Origin of the sequence: Flectobacillus major DSM 103, assembly GCF_000427405.1 — a bacterium.
GTDB classification, from domain to species: Bacteria; Bacteroidota; Bacteroidia; order Cytophagales; family Spirosomataceae; genus Flectobacillus; species Flectobacillus major.
The window spans coordinates 5,342,811-5,365,670 of record NZ_KE386491.1 but is presented as its reverse complement, the minus strand read 5'-3'; the positions used below and the strand labels follow the sequence as shown (position 1 = coordinate 5,365,670).

Sequence of the window (22,860 nt, the reverse complement as noted above, 5' to 3'; positions counted from 1 at the left end):
ACTACCGAATATGTCATCTATCAACCGTCGCCAATTTATTACAGAGGTTAGCATTTTAGGGGCTGCTTCTTTGGTTTCTCATGCCTTAATGGCCTCAAAACCAAGCTCTATCCAAATGGCCTATTCGGCCATTACGTGGGGAGGTAAAGACCTTGATGCCATGAGCCAAATTGCATCTTTGGGCTTTAAGGGGGTTCAACTAAGAGCCAATGCTTATGATACTTACAAAACCAAAGTACAGGAGCTTAAAAGCAAAATTCAAGAAAACAACCTTAGTCTTGCTATGTTTTCGAGTGGCAATGTTGAAGTAGACCCAACTCGTGTTGCCAGCAATGTCGATTATCATGTTGCGCACGCTAGCTTTGTCAAAGCCCTTGGCGGAAATGCCATTCAGCTAACCAATAGCCTTCGGAAAGGCAATCAAGCCCCTACTACCGACGAGCTAAAGGCATTGGCCAAAGTAATGAATCAAATTGGAGAACAAACGGCTGATTTGGGTATTCAAACTACATATCACAACCACATGCACCAATGGGGCGAAACCCCCGAAGAAGTAGATATATTAATACAGGAAACTAATCCAAAATGGGTAAAACTACTTTTAGATGTAGCCCATTATCATCAAGGTGGCGGACAACCCGAAAAAGCTGTTGAACAATACAAAGATCGCCTTTTTGCCTTGCATATCAAAGATGTAAAATCACCACTTCCCGAAAAACCAGACAACCCAAAAGCATATAAATTTGTAGAGCTAGGGCAAGGGAATGTCAATCTTCCTGCTGTATTTAAAGCATTGGCCAAAATTAAGTTTGACAAATGGGCTGTTGTAGAGCTCGACGGTGTTCCCGAACCAAACCGTACCCCACTAGAATCGGCTACTATTAGCAAAAACTATTTGGTAAATACCCTAAAAGTAAAACTTTAAGCCAATATAAAGTTATTGAGATTGGGAGGTAAACCTTCCAATCTCTGTTTTTTTAGCCCAAAAAAGTCATTAACTTGCCAGACAATTGTTTTCAACCCATTTCACTAGCAGCCACTGCTCTTCTGTATGTCTGACAAACGCACCCCAGCTATTTTCTTTATTTTTATTACTATGCTTATCGATGTGCTTGGCATCGGTATTATTATTCCTATTTTGCCCGACCTTATCGAAGAATTTGTGGGGGGTGGCACTGCCAATGCCGCTATATATGGGTCGTTACTGATGGCTTCGTACTCGATAATGCAGTTTTTGTTTTCGCCTGTTATTGGTGGCCTTAGCGACAAGTACGGTCGTCGTCCCATTATTTTATGTTCGTTATTGGGCTTTAGTATCGACTACCTTATATTGGCTTTTGCTCCTAATATCATTTGGCTATTTGTTGGCCGAATCATTGCAGGTATTACAGGAGCAAGCTTTACGACAGCAAGTGCCTATATAGCCGATATTAGTAAACCCGAAGATCGTGCCAAAAACTTTGGTATGATTGGAGCAGCCTTTGGTCTAGGCTTTATTATTGGCCCTGTATTAGGTGGTGTTTTGGGTGAAATTCATATCAAACTACCTTTTTTTACCGCCGCTGGCCTTACGGCTATCAACTGGCTATATGGGTATTTTATCTTACCTGAGTCGCTTGCAAAAGAAAACCGTCGCCCGTTCGACTGGAAACGAGCCAATCCTGTGGGTTCGCTTCTCCAAATCAAGAAATACCCTTTATTATTGGGGCTTGCCATTGCACTTTTTTGTATCCAATTGGCTGGTCAAACCCACCCAAGCACATGGGCGTATTTCACTAAATTAACCTTTGGATGGAACAAACGAGAAATCGGCTTTTCATTAGGTTTTGTAGGAGTTATGGTAGCTTTTGTACAAGGGTATCTGGGCCGAGTTATTATTCCCAAACTAGGCGAAAAGAAATCTATCTTTGTAGGCTTATTGTTTTGGGGATTAGGCTTTTTCCTATTTTCATTTGCTTGGCAAGGCTGGATGATGTACGCTATTATGATTCCTTATGCACTGGGAGGTATTGCAGGGCCATCTATCCAATCGGTTATGTCACAGCAAGTGGGGGCATCTGAACAAGGCGAACTACAAGGTGGGCTTACCAGTATTGTGAGTATGACCGCTATTATTGGTCCAATATTGGCCTCTAGTTTATTTAGATTTTTTTCATCACCCAGTGCTCCTATTCATTTTCCAGGAGCGGCCTTTTTTTCAGGCGGGATATTAGCATTTTTAGGACTTCTTATTGCTTTTAAGTCTTTTCCTAAAACAACCGTACCTAAAGAAGCCTAAGTTTCCATCTATCATGGATTTATGCTTTTTATCATCATTCTATTTGATATATTTCTATTTAGTCATTACATTTCACTGGTAATTTGCTATTTTATCATCCTAGCATTATAAATCTAATTACAAGTGCTAAATTATGGGTGTTGAGTTTTGAGACAAAATAATTAATTATCAGGTAATTTTAAAACCAAAACTGATGATGTAGGCTAGCATTAGCTGAATTTCAAATTTCTACATTACCCTGTTATTTACCTTATTAACTAAAACTAAACAAAAAAATGAAATTTACAAGAATGTTCGCCTCTGCTTTGGTTGTTGTTGCCAGTACAGTTGCCTCTTTTGCTCAAACAGCCGACGAAATCGTTGCCAAACATATTGAAGCTATGGGTGGTGCCGAAAAGTGGAAAGCTATCAAAAGTATCGAGTTGAAAAACAAGATGTCGATGGGTGGTATGGATTTGCAAAGTAAAACTATTATTGTTACAGGCAAGGGGCTTCGCAGCGAAGTATCGGTAATGGGACAAGAAATTGTAACGGCTATTGAAGGCGACCAAGGTTGGACAATCCTGCCTGCTATGATGGGTGGCAATGGCGAACCACAAGACCTCCCAGGGGCTGTAGTAAAGCAGTCGAAAGGGCAAATGGAGTTTGGTGGTGCATTGTTAGGTTACAAAGAAAAAGGTGCTACAATAGAATATATTGGGAAAGAAAAAGTGGATAATGTAGAAACTTACAAATTAAAACTTACCGAAAAAAATGGAGATGTTTCTAATTTGTTTATTTCGCCAAGCACATATTTTATCTTGAAAACAACAGGTAAAAGAGTAGTGAATGGACAGGAAATGGATGTTGAAATAAGCTTCTCGGATTTCAAGAAAGTAGAAGGGTTGGTATTTGCCCACACTACCGAAATGCCTAGCCCAATGGGAGGTAATATGACTATCGAAATTGACTCAATCAAGTTGAATCCTACGGTTGACGAAGCTATCTTTAAAAAACCCGCTAAAAAATAAAGAAAAGCGTTTAGTACTTTTCTATTAATTTTTGTAAGAACCTCACAGGTAATTTAGATGCCTGTGAGGTTTTTCTTTGGGGTTTTTGTAATTTTGTATAATTGTTTTTCCTTTTCAAATCCTCGTAGCCTCCTATTTTAGGCCCATTAGATTCAAACGACACAATGTACAAAATTTTCTTACAGCCACTTTTGTTCCAAATTGATGCCGAAAAGGCTCACCATATTACTTTTAGTTTGGTAAAAAACCTTTTCAAAATCCCTTTTGTTCCTAGCATTTTCAAGGCTTTTTATAATTATGAAAATCCTAAACTTGCCAAGAAGGTATTTGGGCTTACGTTCAAAAATCCTGTAGGCTTAGCAGCAGGCTTCGATAAAAACGCTGTACTTGTCGATGAACTTTCGGCTATGGGGTTTGGCTTTATTGAAATTGGTACACTTACCCCAAAGGCTCAACCTGGCAACGACAAGCCTCGTTTATTTCGTTTAAAAGCCGACGAAGCCCTTATCAATAGAATGGGATTCAACAACGACGGTGTTAAAGACGCTGTAGCTCGCTTGAAAAAAAGAAATAGCTCCGTTTTAATCGGAGGAAATATTGGTAAAAACAAAGTAACGCCCAACGAAGAGGCTGTAAATGATTATACGATTTGTTTCAACGAACTTTTTGATGTGGTTGATTATTTTGTTGTAAATGTTAGCTCGCCCAATACGCCCAATTTAAGGGCTTTACAAGAAAAAGAGCCTCTGAAACAGTTGCTCCAAACCTTGCAAAACAACAATGATAGCCGCCCTAAACAAAAGCCTATTTTGTTGAAAATTGCCCCAGATTTGACCAATTCGCAGCTCGATGATATTATTGAAATTGTACAAGAAACCAAAATTGCGGGTGTAATTGCTACCAATACTACTATTTCGAGAGAAGGCTTGGCGTCTGAACCTGCCTTGGTACAAGAAATGGGCGGCCTTAGTGGCAAGCCCGTTACACAACGCTCTACAGAAGTGATTCGGTATTTGGCTACCCAATCGGGTAAATCGTTTCCGATTATTGGTGTCGGGGGGATTCATTCGCCAGAAGATGCTAAAGAAAAACTAGATGCAGGAGCAGACTTAATCCAACTTTATACAGGCTTTATTTACGAAGGCCCAGCTTTGGTAAGTCAAATCAATCGTTATTTGGCTCAACATTTGTAGAACAAACCGTTTGTTACCTATTAAAAGCTTCTTAGGATTTTTTTGCTCTTTTTCTCGCAAAACTATCTCAAAGTTACGAACTTTGAGATAGTAGCTTAAATATCCCTTACTGAATTCACAATTCTTATCTTATCTAATTGTACTAAATGAGTATTTCATCAGTTATCAATTAGGTAAAGTAACATTGTACATTGATACTTGAATTAATATTATGGCAAGAAATATACCCAGAAACCCAGAAACCAAACCTAAGGAAAAAGTGAAATCCGAGCGTAAACCCATGTCTTTTAATTTTGACATGAGCAACTTGAATATCACTAGGTTTCAGTTTGTAGCGGGCTTGGTACTGATGCTCCTTGCTATTTTTATGTTTTTCTCTTTTACGTCGCACCTTTTTACAGGTAAAGCCGACCAAAGTGAACTCAATGCCGCTTTTGCAAATCTGGAAGAAACAGGTAAAAAAACTAAAAACTTTTTTGGTGTTTTTGGAGCAAAACTCGCCGACCTACTTGTTCTTCGTTATTTTGGTATCTCATCGTACTGGTTAGTACCTCTTACTTTTGTGATGGGTTTCCGTATTTCTTTCAAAAAAGAACTACTTCCTCTCGAAAGCTTTACTTGGCAAGCCTTATTTTATATGCTATGGGGAAGCTCTTTTATGGGCTTTTGGGTGTTACTTTTTCATATTGCCGACAATTGGAGCGATTTATGTGGTGGCGTTGGGTATCATCTTAATGAATACCTATACAACTTGCTTGGTGGATTCTCGATTCTTCTGATTCTTTTTGTACTGATTTCCTTTATTGCTTTGTTTTATGGCACTGAGGGTATTATCCACTGGATAGAACGTATTACCACTCCAAAAGAACCCAAGGATTTGCCAGATGATCATGATAACTCAACCGACGATATAGCCAAAGCTAAGAATATCCAGCGTGTTCGTCAGGATTTGGACGAAATTCAGCCCCTACACGACGAAGATGATATGGTAATCAGAGAAGATAATATTGATGAAGAAGTAATTCGCCCGTTTCTTCCTCCTGTGGTTACACCCAAAATTAATGATACAGCCAAAGTTGCCAATAGCATAAATACTGTACCAACACTCAAAAAAGAACTTTCGTTGACTATCGAAAATGTAATGGAAGATGATATTCCTGAAAATATCGACGAAACCGAAGACGAAATCAAACAACTAGCCTCGCAAAAAGATGAAGCTAGCGATGAGCTTGTTAAAAAGTTTGGCCTTTACGACCCTATGTTAGACCTACCTCATTACCAATTGCCAACCCTCGACCTTATGAAAGACTACGATATGGGCAAAGCACAGGTTTCACAAGAAGAACTCAAGGCCAATTCCAATAAAATTGTGGATACTTTGGGGCATTATGGTATTGGTATTGCCGATATTAAGGCTACAATTGGCCCTACTGTAACACTTTACGAGATTATTCCAGATGCTGGTGTAAGAATTTCAAAAATCAAAAACCTTGAGGATGATATTGCTCTTAGTTTGGCGGCCTTAGGGATTCGTATTATTGCTCCTATTCCGGGGAAAGGTACAATTGGGATTGAAGTACCAAACAAAAATCGTGAAATGGTGCCTGTAAAAATGGTAATTGGGTCTGAGAAATTCCAGAAATCTACGGCCGACTTACCTATTGTTTTAGGTAAAACCATTAGCAACGATATATTTATGACCGACCTCGCCAAAATGCCTCACCTGCTTATGGCAGGGGCTACAGGACAGGGTAAATCTGTAGGCTTAAATATGATTCTTACGTCGTTGTTGTACAAAAAGCACCCGTCGCAATTAAAATTTGTATTGGTCGACCCTAAAAAAGTAGAATTAACGCTATTCAATAAAATAGAAAGGCATTTCTTGGCGATGCTTCCCAACTCGGCCGAGGCTATTATTACCGATACCAAAAAAGTGGTTAATACCCTCAACTCTTTGTGTATCGAAATGGACAACCGTTATAATTTATTGAAAGATGCAGGTTGCCGAAACCTAAAAGAATACAATGCCAAGTTTGTCAATCGTCGCCTCAATCCCGACAAAGGCCACTATTATATGCCGTACATTGTACTGGTAATAGATGAGTTAGCCGATTTGATGATGACCGCAGGTAAGGAGGTTGAGCAGCCTATTGCTCGTTTGGCACAGTTGGCTCGTGCTATTGGAATTCACTTAGTTATTGCAACGCAGCGGCCTTCGGTCAATGTTATTACGGGTACAATCAAGGCTAACTTCCCTGCTCGTTTATCGTTCAAGGTAACTTCCAAAATTGACTCACGTACAATTCTGGATACTGGTGGTGCCGAACAGCTAGTAGGTATGGGCGATATGTTGCTTTCGACGGGTTCAGATATTATTCGTTTGCAATGTGCTTTTGTAGATACCCCCGAAGTAGAAGATGTTTGTGAGTTTATTGGCAATCAACAAGGCTATGAATCGGCCTATATGCTACCCGAATTTGAAGGCGATTCTGACGGAGGAAATGAAAAAAGCGATTTTGACCCTAAAAATAGAGACCAATATTTTGACGAAGCGGCTCGTTTGATTGTAACCCATCAGCAAGGTTCTACTTCTTTGATTCAGCGCCGTTTGAAACTTGGCTATAACCGTGCTGGACGTTTAATTGACCAACTTGAGGCTGCTGGCATTGTAGGGCAATTTGAAGGGTCAAAAGCCAGAGAAGTGCTGGTAAAAGACTTAGATACCTTGGAAAGGATGTTGAAAGAATTGTAAAAATAGCTTAACCTCATAAAAGAATACTCATTGAGGAAACCAGTATATATACCAAGTTTATTGTTTTATCAAACTACCCTGCAATACCTTTAAAAGGCTTCTATATATCTTTACTCAACACATAAGCATTTCCACTCATATTCAAGCTTTTAGGATAATCTTTTTTAGAAAGGATTATCCTTTTTTCGTATATTCCCTTTGTAATTTTTCACTATTATACTTTCTGTTGTATGTCTTCCCTCAGCAAACGTCAATTTCTCAAAAACATTACAGGTATAGCGGCAATAGCCTCATTAGATTTACAAAAGGTTTTGGCTCAAAATGAGCATATTCCTGCCCTTAAATTAGCAGAAGATGAAGCTTTTTGGTCACAAATAAGAACTGCTTATACCCCACCCAAAGAATTTATTCACCTCGAAAATGGATATTATTCGATGGCCTCTAAGGTTGTATTAGAAAAATACCAACAACATATTCGCGACATCAATGCGGTTACGTCATATTATATGCGAACCCGCCAGTTTGATGACAAATTAGCTTCTAAAAAGCTCCTTGCCGAGCTATTGGGCTGTCAACCCGAAGAGCTAATTATTACCCGCAATACCACCGAGTCGCTAGATACCATTATTGCCGGTATTGACTGGAAATCTGGCGACGAAGCCCTTATGGCCGAACATGATTATGGTGCTATGTTGGATATGTTCAAACTTCAGGCCAAGCGATACGGCATGGTCAATAAAGTTATTTCGGTACCCCTTCATCCAAAATCTGATGATGAAATTGTGGAGGTTTATGAAAAAGCTATTACTCCCAAAACACGCCTATTAATGATTTGTCATCTTATTAATATAACTGGTCATATTTTACCTGTTAAAAAAATCACTGAAATGGCACATCGTCATGGTGTGGAAGTAATGGTAGATGGGGCTCATGCTTTTGGCCATTTAAACTTTAAGATAGATGATTTGGGGGGTGTAGATTACTACGGAAGTAGTTTGCATAAATGGTTGGGGAATCCGCTGGGAGCGGGTATTTTGTATGTTAAAAAAGATAAAATTAAGCCTATTTGGCAACTCTTTGGCGACATGGGCTACCAAGATGATGATATCCGAAAACTCAATCATACAGGTACACATCCTGTAGCTACCGATTTGGCTATTAAAGATGCCATTGACTTTCATCAGATGATTGGCATTGCCCGCAAGGAGGCTCGCCTGAGATACCTCCAAAACTACTGGACATCGCAAGTAAGGGATATCCCAAATATTACTTTAAATACCCCCGAAGACCCTCAACGCTCATGTGCTATTGCCAATGTTGGAATAAAAGGAATACCTCCTGCCGACTTAGCCAAAAAGCTTATGCAAAACTATAAGATATTTACGGTAGCTATCGGCTATGCAGGCGTATTTGGAGTACGGGTTACACCGCATTTGTACACCAATCTGGACGAACTCAATACCTTTGTCAAAGCCCTTAAAGAACTGGCTAAAGCCTAAAACAAAGATGAGGATGCCTTCAAGAAGACATCCTCATCTTTCATATACTTTGAATCAATTATCCGATTGCTACTAATTCAATATCGAAAATCAAATCTTTACCAGCCAATGGGTGGTTGGCATCTAAAGTAATGGTAGTTTCTGTTACTTCACTTACTACTACAGGCATTACTTGGCCTGTTCCGTCTTGATGCATATTTAATTGCATACCTACTTCGTAAGGAATATCAGAAGGGATTTCGTTACGAGGGAACACCGCCATATATTCTGGATTTACAGGGCCATAAGCCTCGTCAACGGGAATATGTACAGTTTTTTGCTCACCAATTGCCATGCCAGTAATACCATCATCAAACCCTTTGATAACTTGTCCTGTACCTAATTCAAATTCTAAAGGTTCACGTCCAGCCGAACTATCGAAAATAGTTCCATCAGTTAATTTACCTGTGTAATGGACGCTTACTTTATCGCCCGCTTTTGCTTGTGCCATTGTAGTTTATTTTGATTGAATCTTTTATGCTTTCAGGCTATAAGCACTAGGCATTTGTGCTTTGCCTTGAGGTTATAGCCTTTAACCCCTCAAAGGTCGGAGAATATTTTTAGAAAATAAAAAGAAAAGTTGAAAAAGGCACAAGGGCTAAGCCCCAAAGCCTATTTTTACTATCTCATTCTCACAATAGTTACTCCAGCTCCTCCTCGGTCGGCGTGTTCGTCTTCCATTTTGGCTACCTGTTTGTATCCTCGCAAATGCTGACGAATCAGGGTCCTTAGAATACCATCGCCTTTGCCATGTACGATACGGAGTTCGTCATAACCTACCATGATAGCATCGTTCATAAAACGGTCGACATCTACCAGTGCTTCCTCTCCTCTTTTGCCTCTAAGGTCGAGATTGAACGAGAAATTTTGGATTTTTTCGTTCATATCAATTCCTGTCAACTTGGCTTTTGGTGAGGTTTTTTGTTTAAATTCTTTTTTTGATACACGTTCCAAACGATTCGTTTTGATGGTTGTTTTCAAATCACCAATTGCCACTTCGGCATCTTTTCCACGAATCGCCAATACTTCGCCCAAAGCTTCCTGCCCTTTTATTCTTACCAATGAGCCTACTATAATATCGCCTCCTATCACTTCTACAACATCTTTTTCTTGCTCTTCTTTGGCTGGCGAATTGGCAACAGCTATTTTTTCAACAACCAAAGCTTCTTGAAAATCTTGCAAATCCTGTCGTACTTCTTTAGTAACCAATTTGTCAGCTCCTTGTTCTCGAATCTCCTTGATAGTAGCTTCAATCTTTTGATTAGCCGTTTTCACCAATTCTTTGGCTTGAATTTTGGCTGTATTCAGAATCGTTTTCTTTTCGGTATCCAAAAACTTTTTCAACGACTGGTATTGTTCTAGCAGTTGGTCGAGTTGACGTTGTTTTTGGGCATTTTCAACGTTTTTATCGGCAAAAACCTTTTTCTCGATTTCCAACTCTTTCACCAGTTTTTCAAAACTCACTTGCTGCTTTCCAATTTTATTTTTCGACCTATCTATTACCGATTTAGGTAAGCCGATTTTATAAGCAATTTCAATAGCAAATGAACTACCTGGTTTACCTATTTCTAGCTCATAGAGCGGTTCTAGGTGTTCGGCATCGTAACGCATTGCTCCGTTGATAAGCCCACTTGTACGGTCGGCAAATACCTTCAAGTTGGTATAGTGGGTATTGATAGCACCATAAGCTCCTGAGCGGTTGAGGTCTTCAAGAATACTCTCGGCTATTGCACCACCTAAAGTTGGTTCTGTACCTGTTCCAAATTCGTCTATCAAAAACAATGTTTTACGGTCGGAATGTACCAGGAAGTGCTTCATATTGGTAAGGTGCGAGCTGTAGGTACTTAGGTCGTTTTCCAAGCTCTGTTCATCGCCAATATCAATAAAGATATTCCTAAAAATACCGATGGTCGAATACTCAGCCATTGGTACAAGCAAACCACATTGGTACATGTACTGAATCAGCCCCAAGGTTTTGAGGGTAACTGATTTACCCCCAGCATTAGGCCCAGAAATCAGTAATATTCTATTTTCGGAATCGAGCGTAATAGATAAGGGTACTACCGATTTTCCTGCTTTTTTGAAAGAAGCTAATAAAATAGGATGGCGAGCATTTTTCCAATCTACAATTTGGCTATTGACACTCAATGGAGCAATGGCCTCTAATTCAACAGCATAACATGCTTTTGCTCGCACAAAATCAATAATTCCCAAAAAAGTATAAGCTCGTTTTAGGGTAGGCACTTGCGGACGCAAACGAGCGGTTAGTTCCATCAAAATTCGGATTATCTCACGTCGTTCGGCCGACTCTAATTCTCGAATTTCATTATTGGCTTCTAGGACTTCGGTAGGCTCTAAAAATACGGTCTTACCTGTATCTGATTCGTCATGAACAAAACCTTTGATTTTGCGTTTGTGTTCGGCAGCCAAAGGAATCACCATACGGCCATTTCGCAAAGTCAGCGAAAAGTCGTCGGTAATCCAGCCATTGCTACGAGCATTTCGCAAGATACTATCCAATTTTTTACGCAAATCGTTTTCTTGTACCAACAAGCGTCTTCGGATAGCCTGTAGCTCGGAGCTTGCATTATCTTTGAGCTTGCCTCGGTCGTCAATGATTTTATCTAAAGCATCCAAAATACCTCTAATTTCTAACTTAGGGTCTTTTTGGGGTATTACCTCTTCCTGATTTTTGTCGCTTCGGTTCTGAAAAGCCGTTCCCAACAACTCCCTCAACTGTGGGTATTGTTCGGGTTCTTTATTATCAAAAAAGCGAAGACATTCTTGAATGGTACGAAGGGATAATTTGAGGTCAAAAAATTCTTCTTCCGACAAAAATGCTCCTTCAATAGCAGCCTTCGACAGTTGATAGTTGACATCTAGGTAGTTTTGAGAAGGAAAAGCCTGTGGTTCAAACTGCATAATATCCTTCATTTCGTCTACCTGACGAATCATTTTCTGAACCAAATCATAATTATCAGAGAAGCGGATTTTTTCTACAAAAGCCCTTCCCAAAGGACTAATACATAATTCGCTAAGCCGTTCTCTGATGCGGTCGAAACCTAACTTTTGTTCTATATTTTGGGGGTATAACATATCTTTTGTGTGGTCTTTCGGCGGTTGGTTTGGCTTGTCGTTGTTGTTGAAATACCAACCGTGTATCGAAAGTAAATAGCCTATATTTAGTAAACTTCCAATTAAAATACAAAGTTCAAACCTTTTTGGCGAAAACAAAAACCTATCTAGTTGGAATATATCTTAAATTGAAGGCTATCCACTAAAAATACCCTAAGTAGCAGAAAAAGCCTTCTATTTTGAGCCAAAATACCTAAAAACATATCGTTGCTCATATTAGGGTTTTATCCGTACATATTTTTCTATATTTAGCCTATTGATACCCGAAGCTTCTATTCTCTCGACACCACTTTGGACAAGTGTATCATTGTTGATGGTAATCGTAAAAGTAAAATCGTTTCCTTCCCAATCTCGTGCCGAACAGTATTCGAGATGCTCGGTATAAAGGCTGTCGATAAGCGTATAACGCCCACCACCCGACGAAAATACGGCTGCAGAGTCTTTCCCTTTTTTTAAATCATGTTGTAAAAAAGCAAAATGAGAAGGATTGATAATCTTGATAAAAGATGTATTTTGGGTATAATCGGTTACGGTAGTATCGCCTTTTTCTATCAAAGTTCCTGATATTAGTTTCCATGTACCTTCAAGCTTTGGCGTTTCATTCTTTTGATTGGCACACGACATCATAGCTACTGCCAATAGTGCCAAACTAGTTTTTGTTATCAGTTTCATTCTTATCTGTTTTTATAGTTTAGTAAGTAAGCAAGATAATGCAAATATATTGATTAGCAAAAGTTAGATGGTTTACTCAAGACATTTATACAGTTGGGTTTAAATACCCTAAAAAACAAAACCCCTCAAGCATTGCTACCTGAGGGGTTGGTATAATCAAGCTAAAGCCTCAACCTATTGGTTTAAGAAATCGCCTGTTGTAATCACAGATAAGCCATCAACCGAGCGGTTGTACAAATACGCATTTGCTTCAATCGTTTTTCCGTCAACTTCTACCTGAATAGATTTACGAAGGAAAATACTATCGGCTTCGTTTTCAGGATAGAATTCTTCGTATTCATCCAAAATTTTCACCAAACGCAATGGATTTGTTAATTTATATAATTCGCCTTTTACTTGATCGGCGGTGTCGTTGGAAGGAACAATACCCGGATATTCACCGATATTATACATTTTGCCTTGGTAGTTGGCAATACCGATAAGTTCAGAATTACGGGCAATCAATTTGTGTAATTCATTGCCATATCCTTTTCTTAACGTACCATACACAAACAAGAACTCTTCTTTGTCTGGTTCTGGCAATACGGCTTCTTCTACCGACAATACCAAGTCTTCTTGTTCAACAACTGTACCTTCGTTGAGTACAATCCTCGAAACAACTCCCTCAAATGGCGATGATACAATCGATTCCATTTTCATGGCTTCAATTACATACAACGGAGCATTTTTCTTCACTTCGTCGCCCGGTTTTACCAAAATACGGCTTAAACGGCCTTGTAATGGAGCACCAATATCACCTTTTACCGAAGCTTTGATGTGTTGAGGACGTATAACTTTGATATTCTTATCTAAAATTTTGATCCGACGAGCTTGGCCATTTAATTCAAAAGTTACAGTACGCAAACCTGATTCGTCTGGTTCGGAAGTATACAAAAACTTCACGATGATAGTTTTTCCTTCATCGATAGTAATCATAATTTCTTCATCTTGTTTCAAACCATACAAAAAGGCATTGGTAGGAATTACCGAAACATCGCCATAGCTTTCTTGGGCTTTGTAATAGTCTTCATACACTTTCGGATACATTTTGTACGAAAGGTAATCAAGGAATCCTTCTTGATTTTCTGGGAATTTAGCTTCAAAAGCAGCATAATCCTGTTCAAAATCAATTGGCGGAATTGTATCGTTCGGGCGGCCTACCAAAGGTTGTTCACCTTTCAAGATAATTTCTTGTAACTGCTTAGGGAAACCACCGTAAGGCTGTCCAAGGCCACCTTTAAAGAAATCTTTTACCGATTCGGGGAAAGAAAGCGTTGAACCACGAGCATATACATCTTCGGCTGTTAAGCTATTGGCTGTCATAAAGATAGCCATATCACCTACTACTTTCGACGATGGCGTAACTTTTACAATATCACCAAAAAGTTTGTTAGCCTCTACATAATTTAGTTTCATTTGCTCAAACTTGTCGCCTACACCCAAGGCAATAGCCTGACCACGAAGGTTGGTATATTGTCCACCTGGAATCTCGTTATCGTAAACTTCGGCTGTACCAGCTTTTAGTTCAGATTCAAACGGATAATAGATTTGACGAATATCTTCCCAATAGTTAGAATACTTATTCAACAATGGCAAATTAATAGGACATTCACGCTCGTTGCCTTGCATCATAGCCACTACCGAGTTGAAGTTTGGCTGAGCCGTTAAGCCCGACATAGCACTCAACGAACAGTCAACTACATCGACACCCGCTTCGATAGCCTTCAAGTAAGTAGCTGCCTGAATAGATGCCGTATCGTGTGTATGCAAATGCACAGGAATTGCCACGGCTTTCTTCAATTCAGTTACCAAAGTTTGAGCTTGGTAAGGTCTTAACAAACCAGCCATGTCTTTGATACACAAAATATGAGCTCCTTCGTCTTCCAACTGACGAGCCATATCTAGGTAGTACTGAAGGGTATATTTTTCGTTATTGAAAATATCGCCAGTATAACAAATAGATGCTTCTGCAATAGCGTTGGTTCTTTCGCGTACTGCACGAATCGACACCTTCATGGCTTCGACCCAGTTGAGTGAATCAAAAATACGGAATACGTCGATACCCGTTTCTGCAGATTTTTCAACAAATTTTTCAATCAAGTTGTCGGGATAGGCCGAATAACCAACAGCATTAGAGCCACGGAAAAGCATTTGCAACAACATGTTTGGCATAGCTTCGCGGAAGGCTTCGAGACGTTTCCAAGGCGATTCGTTCAAGAAACGCATTGATACATCGAAGGTAGCGCCACCCCAAACTTCCATAGAGAATAATTCTGGGAAGCTTTTGGCAAAACCTTCGGCCACAGCCAGCATATCACGGGTACGTACACGTGTAGCCAACAACGATTGGTGACCATCACGGAAGGTAGTATCGGTGTACAGAATTTGCTTTTGGTCTTTTACCCATTGGGCAAATTTGTCGGCCCCCATAGAATCCAAACGTTGTTTGTTTCCTAATGGATATTCGGCATACTCATCGAACGCAGGAATTACTGGCGTTCTGAAAGTTCTTTCATTTTTTACTTTTACGTCTGGGTTACCATTTACTACCACTTCGCCCAAATAGCGTAATGCTTTGGTAGAGCGATCACGGGTAGTGGTAAAATCAAATAACTCGGGATGTGAATCTATAAACTGTACCACGCATTTTCCTTGTTGGAAAATTGGGTGTTGAATTACATTGCGTAAAAACGGAATATTGGTTTTTACCCCACGAATACGGAATTCGGTAAGGGCACGTAACAAACGCTCGGAAGCTCCCTTGAGGGTTCTACCTTTGGCCGATACCTTCACCAACATTGAGTCGAAATAAGGAGAGATTTTAACCCCTGGATACGACGAGCCTTCATCTAAACGAATACCAAAACCAGCAGCGTTACGATAGGCAATAATAGTACCAAAATCGGGTTTGAAACCATTGGCTGGGTCTTCGGTAGTAATACGACACTGAATAGCATAACCCTTCAATGGAATATCTTCTTGGCGAAGAATATAGATATTAGGGTCTGAGAGCTTATAATTTTGGGCAATCAACAATTGTGTACGTACAATATCAATACCTGTTACTTCTTCAGTAATAGTGTGTTCTACTTGTACACGAGGGTTTACTTCGATAAAGTAAATATTCTCGTCAAGGTCAACCAAAAACTCAACAGTACCAGCATTATAATAATTTACAGCTTTACCAATTGATAAAGCATATTGGTAAAGTTTCTGTTTGGTTTCTTCTTTTAAGCCCACCGACGGAGCCACCTCCACTACTTTTTGGAAACGGCGTTGTACCGAACAGTCTCTTTCGTATAAATGCACCAAATTACCGTGTTGGTCGCCCAGTAGCTGAACTTCGATATGCTTAGGTTGGTCGATAAACTTTTCGATAAAAATAGTATCGTCGCCAAAAGCATTTTTTGCTTCGTTTTTCGCTTCACTAAAAGCTTTTTCTAAAGCCTCCTCTTCACGTACCACACGCATTCCTCGTCCACCACCACCAGCGGCAGCTTTTACCATTACGGGAAAGCCGATTTTTTTAGCTTCAGAAAGAGCAATCTCAAAAGAAGTTAAATCTACTTTTGAATCCTCAATCATTGGCACATTCGCCTTTCTAGCGGCCGATTTGGCAGCTACTTTGTCGCCAAGGGCATCCATGGCTTCGGGCGAAGGCCCTACAAACTTGATACCTTCTTCACGGCAACGACGTGCCAATGTTACGTTTTCAGATAAGAAACCATAACCTGGGTGAATGGCATCAATATTTTTCTCCTTACATAGTTTGATTAACCCCTCAATATCGAGATAAGGTTTCAGAGGTTCATCATTCTTACCAATTTGATATGCTTCGTCTGCTTTGTATCGGTGCAGCGAGTAGCGGTCTTCAAATGTGTAAACAGCAACCGTACGGATACCTAACTCAGAGGCAGCACGCATGATACGGATAGCGATTTCACCACGATTGGCGATTAGTAAGCTATTGATTTGTTGGACGTATGGTTGTGGCATTTTTTGAGTTTGTCAGTTTGGAGTTTTGAACTACCAAGAATATACATGGCATTTAGCCATTTCTTTTCCTGGATACTAATAAAACAGAATAAAGTCTCGTTAAATCATACAAAAATCAAAAATAAATTGGGTATTTAACCAAACTTTCACAAGAAAATTTGGCTTATATTAGAAAGATGCAATTTTGTTCTGGTTAGGTACAAAAAGATACCCGATCGGGCATTTATAATTCACAATTTTGGCTTTTATTTTTTGTTTTTAGGTGTATATACTCTCTCTAATTCACCCTTTTCATTGGCCTTATATCACACGTATTTGCCACTGCTCTAAAAAACAGGATTCAACGCAACTTTTCTACGGCATTTTACATCTTATCAGATATTTGACCTTTAACCCCTTTTACGATGAACCTTCAAACAATCTCTTCTCCTCTTAAAAAACGCATTGCCATAGTAGACGGCCTTCGTGGTACGGCCCTTTTAGGTATTGTACTAGCTCATGCTCTTGGCTGGTTTATTGCTGGTTTTATTCCCGAAAAAGTGTGGCAGGTATATCAACACGATGTGGCTTCGACGGTGGTTAGTTATATTGATGGTATCTTTATATCAGGCAAGTTTTATACTTTTTTTTCATTCTTGTTTGGTGTAAGCTTTGCTCTTCAATTTACACAAAGAAAACCAGACGATACCCACTTCAACCGCCGTTTTCTTTGGCGATTGGTGCTTTTGTTTATTATTGGCTTTATTCATCATATTCACTGGCGAGGCGATATTCTGGGTATTTATGCCATAGCAGGAGTATTCTTGCTTCTGTTCAATTATTTCAACAGTAATACTATAACAGTTTTAGCCATTTTATTATGTCTTAATACGCCTATTTTACTCAAAAATACCTATAAGTTGTATTACCCCGACAAGCCCAAGACAGAAAAGATACAAAAACAAGAAAACGAAAAAGCTAATATCGAAAATAATAAAAACTACCAAACCCTAAAGACTGGAACTTACACGGCTATACTCCATCAAAACTTTCAGGATTTTGCTTTCAAAGCTGATTTTCAGTGGAACTCTGGTAGATTTTTTGTAACAATTGGCTTCTTTTTATTGGGATTGCTGGCGGGTCGTAAAAAGGTATTCGAGCATCTGGACACACTGAAACCCGTTTTTCGCAAAACATTGTGGCTTACCTTGGTACTCAACGTAGTGATTGTTGCCTTATTTTTAACGATTCAATTTACGATTCCCTATGAAAAACTTCCTACGTGGTTCAATGCCTTTGCTGAATTATTGTTTTCTGTTCATTCTTGTACCATGACTCTGTTTTATATAACTGGCTTTAGCCTGCTGCTGAGTAAGACAAGCTGGCAAGGAGTGCTGACCAACCTATCGTATATTGGCAAAATGGCTTTAACCAACTATTTACTTCAAAGTACCATCGGTATACTTTTGTTTTATGGCTATGGGTTTGGTTTGGCTGGTAACTTTAGCCCTGCGTGGTGTTTTGTTTTAGGAATTGTGATATTTATTGGACAGATATTTTTTAGTAAATGGTGGCTCAGTCAATATTACTATGGCCCTATAGAATGGCTCTGGCGTTCGGCTACGTATTGGCAATGGCAAAAAATGAAACGATAATAATAAATATAAACTATCCCTAATCCTAGTTCCAGGATTAGGGATAGTTTATATTTATTATACCTTATGTAGTATGTAAAATAGTTTTTTCAAATACGATTAGGAGCATACAATCGTTGTTTTAACGCCTGAGTATTCAGCGGAGAAGATTCTTTGGCCTGAATCTGTAAAACTTTTCCCACCAAACGAGCAGCACCTACCGAACTACCTCCAAAAATCCTAGACCCTAGTAGTATTTGCGGCAGTGGTGCAAAGTAGCAGTCAACTATATCGCCAAAATTAGAGCCTTCCCCCCCTACAACTATACTCGATTCATTCTTAGTAAAAAAAGAGCTAGCAATAGGCTGACGGAGGTTGTTGATATGACCCAACCTTGTGTCGTTTTGGGTTAGTAAATTAAGGTCTTTTTGGCTATTGCCTGCCGACATCACCACTAAAATATTCCGAGCCATAAGCGTTTTGCTCATCTCAAAAATCAGTGGGTCGTATACAAATGGATACTGAATATTGTTGATAGAAAAAGACATATTCACCAATACAATGTCTGTTGGCTCAGCTATCAAAAATACATGCAAAAAAGCCAAATATAGGTCTTTAATATCGTTTTGACTATTTCCTTGTGGAAAGTGTACATTCAATAGATACAGTTCGTCGTCAGTAAAAACACCTTGATTTCTTTCATATTCAACAGCCTCTATAGTAGCAGCCGAATGGGCATCTATCTGCCTATCTGAAGCACTACGAAGCAACCGCCGATGTACAAAGGGGCGATTGGCAACGCTCTGTTTGGGTTCACATAGGTATATCAGTTTTCTTATCAATACTTTAGCGATTAAAGGGTATAAAGTTGTGTAAAAACGTACCATCAATTGCCATAAGATGAGCAGTACTGTATATGAGGAAAATTTAGGATAAAATCTTCTATATCATTTTGGGTAAGGGCTTCACGCTTAGGGTTGGTCAATACAAAATATAAGCCAAAGGCAAAACCTGTTGTAGCAAGACGCTCTAGGGCTGAGTCATCTAACAAACGTACTTCGTCGAAAAACACCCAAGCAAACTTCAGTAGAGGTTCTTCTCCTGAATGAATAGGCAAACAGGTATTGGTCAATCTACGTATTTGAGCAAGATGATCAATATAAAAATAACTTTCATCCACCACCGAAAGGTCGGGAATATAAACGAGGTCACCTACTTGAATCATTCTCATATTGCTGTTCTATTTTCATGCCGAATAATAAGTATTTTTAGCTTCCCCGTAATTTAATCCCTAAAATTGAGCTCTTTAATCTTTAATTTATTTAACGGCCTTTTTTTACACTATGGAAATATTTTCTAATGCAGAAATCTGCGAAGTCTTTGCTAAAGACTGGACAGATAAACCAGTTCAATATACCAATCCCAATCTACAAGGAAAAGATTACATGAGTACCTTTGAAATCACCTCTAGCTGGCCAGAGCGAGTAAGTGATTTTAAAAGATACCTTATTTATAACAATGGGTTTATTTATTACAACCCCAACGAAGCCAAATGCTTAGAAAAACTTCAGGCCAACAACCTCGAAATAGTAGTACAGAAAAAGAATATATTGGCACTACTCGACTTCATTAAGGTTTGTCATTGTAATGCTCTCAAATTTTGTATTGGTATCAATGCCCCTTTGGGGAGTGGAGGTACACACGTTTTGTGTACAACGGGTAGTTTCCAAAGCAATAATCCTATCATAGACCCCGACTTGACGGTTGATAATTTGCTAACAATTAATGGAGAAACAAAGCATTTTTTAAACGGCAGTATAAAAAAGCCCATTACACATCAAGAATTCCTTCGGTTTGTTGATAACTTTGAAAGTACAATTACGAATCCCGATGAAATGTTGGTAAAAGGATATACCATTGGTAGAAAAACTTTTCAATCTATTTTGACCAAAACAGAGTATCTCGGCGATGCTGTTCAGATTAGATTTACCTTTGGAATGAGTTCTTTTTCGCCTCATTCAACCAACGGACAAATTATTTGTTTACGCATGGACTCGCCAGAAGTAACAGGCATTCATTTTGACTTTTTCGATGCCAATATCGAACCAAATGACCCTTTTGACTGCCCTCCAAGAATCAATTGTAGACCCAAAGGATGATTTATGTAAATTATGGATTATACATCGTTCTATTACATTTTCTATACGTTTATATTACTTCCTATAGGAATTAGCATTTATCGGTTCAAGCAACTCGCCAGAACCGATAAGCTAATTCAGCTTTTTTTGATAGTAATACTTTTAAAAGACTTCGCTGCCTTTTTTTTAGCCACTTATGGTATCAAAAACCATTTTTTGTACCCTATTCGTACCATTATTTGTTTTTGGATTTTTACCTTTTATTATACCAAGCTATCTACCAAAATAGTACCTCCTGTAATATTATTGATTGTAGGGGGGCTGTTTAGTACGGGCATTATAACAGAAATTATGATTCGGGGATTCAATGCGATTAATACCTATACGCTTATTTTGTACAACCTTGCCATGATTATTTATGCAACACTTTATATCAACAAAGAGATTTTGAATATCAAATCGAGAATGATTGATAGAAATAGTTATTTTTGGATGAGTTTGGGGTTTTGGACACTTGGAACACTCACCCTTATTTCAAATGCTTTCAAAAATCATTTTATAGAAACATCGCTCGATTTATACTTTTTCTTCGATAGTATTGCTGGTGTTGGCAATGCCCTTGCCTCTATTTTGTTTGCATTTGGCTTTTTAGTTTCCCGAAAAAAAAACAAAGTCTAAGCTATTTATGCCTTACTATCTAAAAAGCTTTTGGGGATCAAAAAGTATTTTAGCAAGCTATTGCCTTGCCTTATTTTGTATAAAAGTAAGTCAGGGATGGGCACAAAATATCAGTATCAACCAAATTGTAGCCCCCCAAACACAAGGCAATACCGTCAAATACAATAAGTTTAGCCCAAGTCCGCAGCCTATTTTATTAAACTATAATCAGAATACGGTTTTTATTTATTTCAATGCTAGTTTGCCCAATACCCTATTTCGGTATCGTTTAGAAGGACTTTTGCCTTATGCAATTACGACCCAAGAGCACTTTGCCCACTTTACCAATATTCCAAGTGGAGATTATACCTTTGTGCTTGAGTCGACCAATCATCCCGAATTAGGCAAAGTCACTCAACCCCTTACAATCACCCCTCCCCTTTGGGCTCGATGGTGGTTTGTTCCCTTGTTATTTTTGTACGCTTTACTGGCTATCAGCATATTTCTTTACCTGTTATTCAACTACCGCTTGCGACAAAAATTAAAAGTTCAGGAAATCAGAGACAGTATTGCCTCCGACCTCCACGACGACATTGGCTCGGTACTTACCAGTATTCACTCTATGGGAGCAACAGCCTTACGAAGGCTACGAAAGCATCCTGATACCGATATTAAACCTATCTTAGAAATGATTATCGGGTATTCAAAAGAGTCAACCGAAGCCATGCGAGGCATTGTAATGGCCATTAACCCACAAAATGATTTGGCCGAAACTTTTTTTGATAAAATAGAAAACTATTTATCTGAAAACCTCAATACCAAAGAAATAAGAAGCATTTTTGAGATTTCGGATATATTACTTATCCAAAAATTTGAAATTCAAGAGCGTCGCAATTTGTTCTTGATTTTTAAGGAAATTACCCAAAATATTATCAAGCATGCCAATGCAAAAACGGTTTATACAAAAATAGAAATACAAGCTGATTTTTTGATTATCAGAATCAATGATGATGGAAAAGGTTTTGACACCGAAAAAACTTATTTTGGGAATGGATTACAAAATTTGAAAAAACGGGTAGATGAAATGCACGGCAAATTAGAAATTCTTTCGCAAATAGACCGTGGTACAGACATTATTATTACGCTTATTCATGAACAGTAAAGCACTATGATAAGAATACTACTATTTGATGACAACAGAGCCCAAATTGATAGCCTCAAACTCATGTTCGAAGAGGCCGACGATATGCAGGTGGTGGGGGCTTTTTCCGATGCTACCGAAATTGTCTCGAAGGTTAAGCGATTACAACCCGATGTAATTATGATGGATATTCAGATGCCCGAAATATCGGGTATTGAGGCTGTTATTATTCTTAAACAAATTTTCCCGAATATTCAAATTTTGATGCACACTATCCACGCCGACGACGATAAAGTATTTGCGGCTATTTGTGCTGGAGCATCAGGATACCTCCTCAAAGGCTCTGATTATGAAAGAGTCATTAACTCAATCAAGGAAGTATTTCAGGGTGGATCTCCGATGAGTCCAAGTATTGCCCGAAAGGTATTGAATAGTATTCAAGAAAAAAAAACTCAACATTCGCCACGCTTTTACCCACTTACCCCTCGCGAAAAAGATGTTTTGAAATGTATGGTAGATGGCATGAGCTACAAAATGATAGCCGATGCTTGCCAGATTAAATACTCTACCGTTAATTTTTATATTAAAAATATTTATGACAAACTACACGTCAATTCAGCTACAGAGGCCGTTTCAAAAGCTATCCTAGAGAAAATCATTCATCCCTAATGTTTCTTCCCCTCGTATTTCCCCTACAA

The 22,860-nt window shown here is 38.9% G+C and carries 17 protein-coding genes; 11 read left to right on the top strand and 6 right to left on the bottom strand.

Annotated features, from left to right (window positions below; translation table 11 throughout):
* The first annotated feature begins 10 nt into the window (after positions 1–10).
* The 6 genes from FLEMA_RS0164660 (at position 11) to FLEMA_RS0164595 (ending at position 8,732) form a co-directional block, all read left to right on the top strand.
* On the top strand, positions 11–925 hold the full coding sequence (locus tag FLEMA_RS0164660) for a sugar phosphate isomerase/epimerase family protein (RefSeq protein ID WP_044174135.1): 915 nt from the start codon (positions 11–13) through the stop codon (positions 923–925).
* Positions 926–1,051: 126 nt separating this feature from the next.
* Positions 1,052–2,278 (top strand): TCR/Tet family MFS transporter, encoded by a 1,227-nt coding sequence (locus FLEMA_RS0164645; protein ID WP_026998044.1) that lies wholly within the window; start codon positions 1,052–1,054, stop codon positions 2,276–2,278.
* 275 nt (positions 2,279–2,553) lie between these two features.
* Positions 2,554–3,288 (top strand): LolA-like protein, encoded by a 735-nt coding sequence (locus tag FLEMA_RS0164630; RefSeq protein WP_026998043.1) that lies wholly within the window; start codon positions 2,554–2,556, stop codon positions 3,286–3,288.
* Between the two features lie 164 nt (positions 3,289–3,452).
* Positions 3,453–4,481 carry a quinone-dependent dihydroorotate dehydrogenase gene (locus FLEMA_RS0164620; RefSeq protein WP_026997645.1) on the top strand — a complete coding sequence of 343 codons (1,029 nt, stop codon included), beginning with the start codon at positions 3,453–3,455 and terminating at the stop codon, positions 4,479–4,481.
* Between the two features lie 211 nt (positions 4,482–4,692).
* Positions 4,693–7,233 (top strand): FtsK/SpoIIIE family DNA translocase, encoded by a 2,541-nt coding sequence (locus tag FLEMA_RS0164605; RefSeq protein WP_026998042.1) that lies wholly within the window; start codon positions 4,693–4,695, stop codon positions 7,231–7,233.
* 230 nt (positions 7,234–7,463) lie between these two features.
* Positions 7,464–8,732: an aminotransferase class V-fold PLP-dependent enzyme gene (locus FLEMA_RS0164595; RefSeq protein WP_026998041.1), complete on the top strand. Its 1,269-nt coding sequence runs from the start codon at positions 7,464–7,466 to the stop codon at positions 8,730–8,732.
* A 58-nt stretch (positions 8,733–8,790) separates the two neighbouring features.
* On the opposite strand, the gene FLEMA_RS75545 is transcribed toward FLEMA_RS0164595, so the two are convergent.
* The 4 genes from FLEMA_RS75545 to FLEMA_RS75535 all read right to left on the bottom strand — a co-directional run bounded on the left by FLEMA_RS75545 (position 8,791) and on the right by FLEMA_RS75535 (position 16,613).
* Complete coding sequence (locus tag FLEMA_RS75545; RefSeq protein ID WP_044174133.1) at positions 8,791–9,222, bottom strand: FKBP-type peptidyl-prolyl cis-trans isomerase; 432 nt, start codon at positions 9,220–9,222, stop codon at positions 8,791–8,793.
* Between the two features lie 170 nt (positions 9,223–9,392).
* The gene (locus FLEMA_RS75540; RefSeq protein ID WP_044175363.1) at positions 9,393–11,867 is read right to left on the bottom strand and encodes an endonuclease MutS2; all 2,475 of its coding nucleotides are present in this window, start codon (positions 11,865–11,867) and stop codon (positions 9,393–9,395) included.
* A gap of 255 nt (positions 11,868–12,122) precedes the next feature.
* Complete coding sequence (locus FLEMA_RS0164505) at positions 12,123–12,578, bottom strand: hypothetical protein (RefSeq protein WP_026997639.1); 456 nt, start codon at positions 12,576–12,578, stop codon at positions 12,123–12,125.
* A 174-nt stretch (positions 12,579–12,752) separates the two neighbouring features.
* Complete coding sequence (locus tag FLEMA_RS75535) at positions 12,753–16,613, bottom strand: pyruvate carboxylase (protein ID WP_159102746.1); 3,861 nt, start codon at positions 16,611–16,613, stop codon at positions 12,753–12,755.
* A 404-nt stretch (positions 16,614–17,017) separates the two neighbouring features.
* Between FLEMA_RS75535 and FLEMA_RS0164385 the strand changes: the two genes are divergently transcribed.
* Complete coding sequence (locus FLEMA_RS0164385) at positions 17,018–18,247, top strand: DUF418 domain-containing protein (protein ID WP_044174131.1); 1,230 nt, start codon at positions 17,018–17,020, stop codon at positions 18,245–18,247.
* An 89-nt stretch (positions 18,248–18,336) separates the two neighbouring features.
* On the opposite strand, the gene FLEMA_RS75530 is transcribed toward FLEMA_RS0164385, so the two are convergent.
* Both FLEMA_RS75530 and FLEMA_RS75525 read right to left on the bottom strand, forming a co-directional pair.
* The gene (locus tag FLEMA_RS75530) at positions 18,337–19,068 is read right to left on the bottom strand and encodes a S8/S53 family peptidase (RefSeq protein WP_144080180.1); all 732 of its coding nucleotides are present in this window, start codon (positions 19,066–19,068) and stop codon (positions 18,337–18,339) included.
* A gap of 44 nt (positions 19,069–19,112) precedes the next feature.
* Entirely contained in the window at positions 19,113–19,457 is a 345-nt protein-coding gene (locus FLEMA_RS75525) for a hypothetical protein (RefSeq protein WP_144080179.1), read from the bottom strand.
* Positions 19,458–19,569: 112 nt separating this feature from the next.
* On the opposite strand from FLEMA_RS75525, the gene FLEMA_RS0164340 reads away from it, so the two are divergent.
* From FLEMA_RS0164340 to FLEMA_RS0164320, 4 genes are read left to right on the top strand one after another with little or no spacing between them, the layout of a single operon-like run.
* Entirely contained in the window at positions 19,570–20,385 is an 816-nt protein-coding gene (locus tag FLEMA_RS0164340; protein WP_044174125.1) for a hypothetical protein, read from the top strand.
* A 12-nt stretch (positions 20,386–20,397) separates the two neighbouring features.
* Positions 20,398–21,042 carry a hypothetical protein gene (locus FLEMA_RS0164335; protein ID WP_026997632.1) on the top strand — a complete coding sequence of 215 codons (645 nt, stop codon included), beginning with the start codon at positions 20,398–20,400 and terminating at the stop codon, positions 21,040–21,042.
* Positions 21,043–21,049: 7 nt separating this feature from the next.
* Positions 21,050–22,183, top strand: a complete 1,134-nt coding sequence (locus FLEMA_RS75520) for a sensor histidine kinase (RefSeq protein ID WP_044174123.1) — start codon at positions 21,050–21,052, stop codon at positions 22,181–22,183.
* A gap of 6 nt (positions 22,184–22,189) precedes the next feature.
* Positions 22,190–22,831, top strand: a complete 642-nt coding sequence (locus FLEMA_RS0164320) for a response regulator (RefSeq protein ID WP_026997630.1) — start codon at positions 22,190–22,192, stop codon at positions 22,829–22,831.
* Positions 22,832–22,860: the final 29 nt, after the last annotated feature.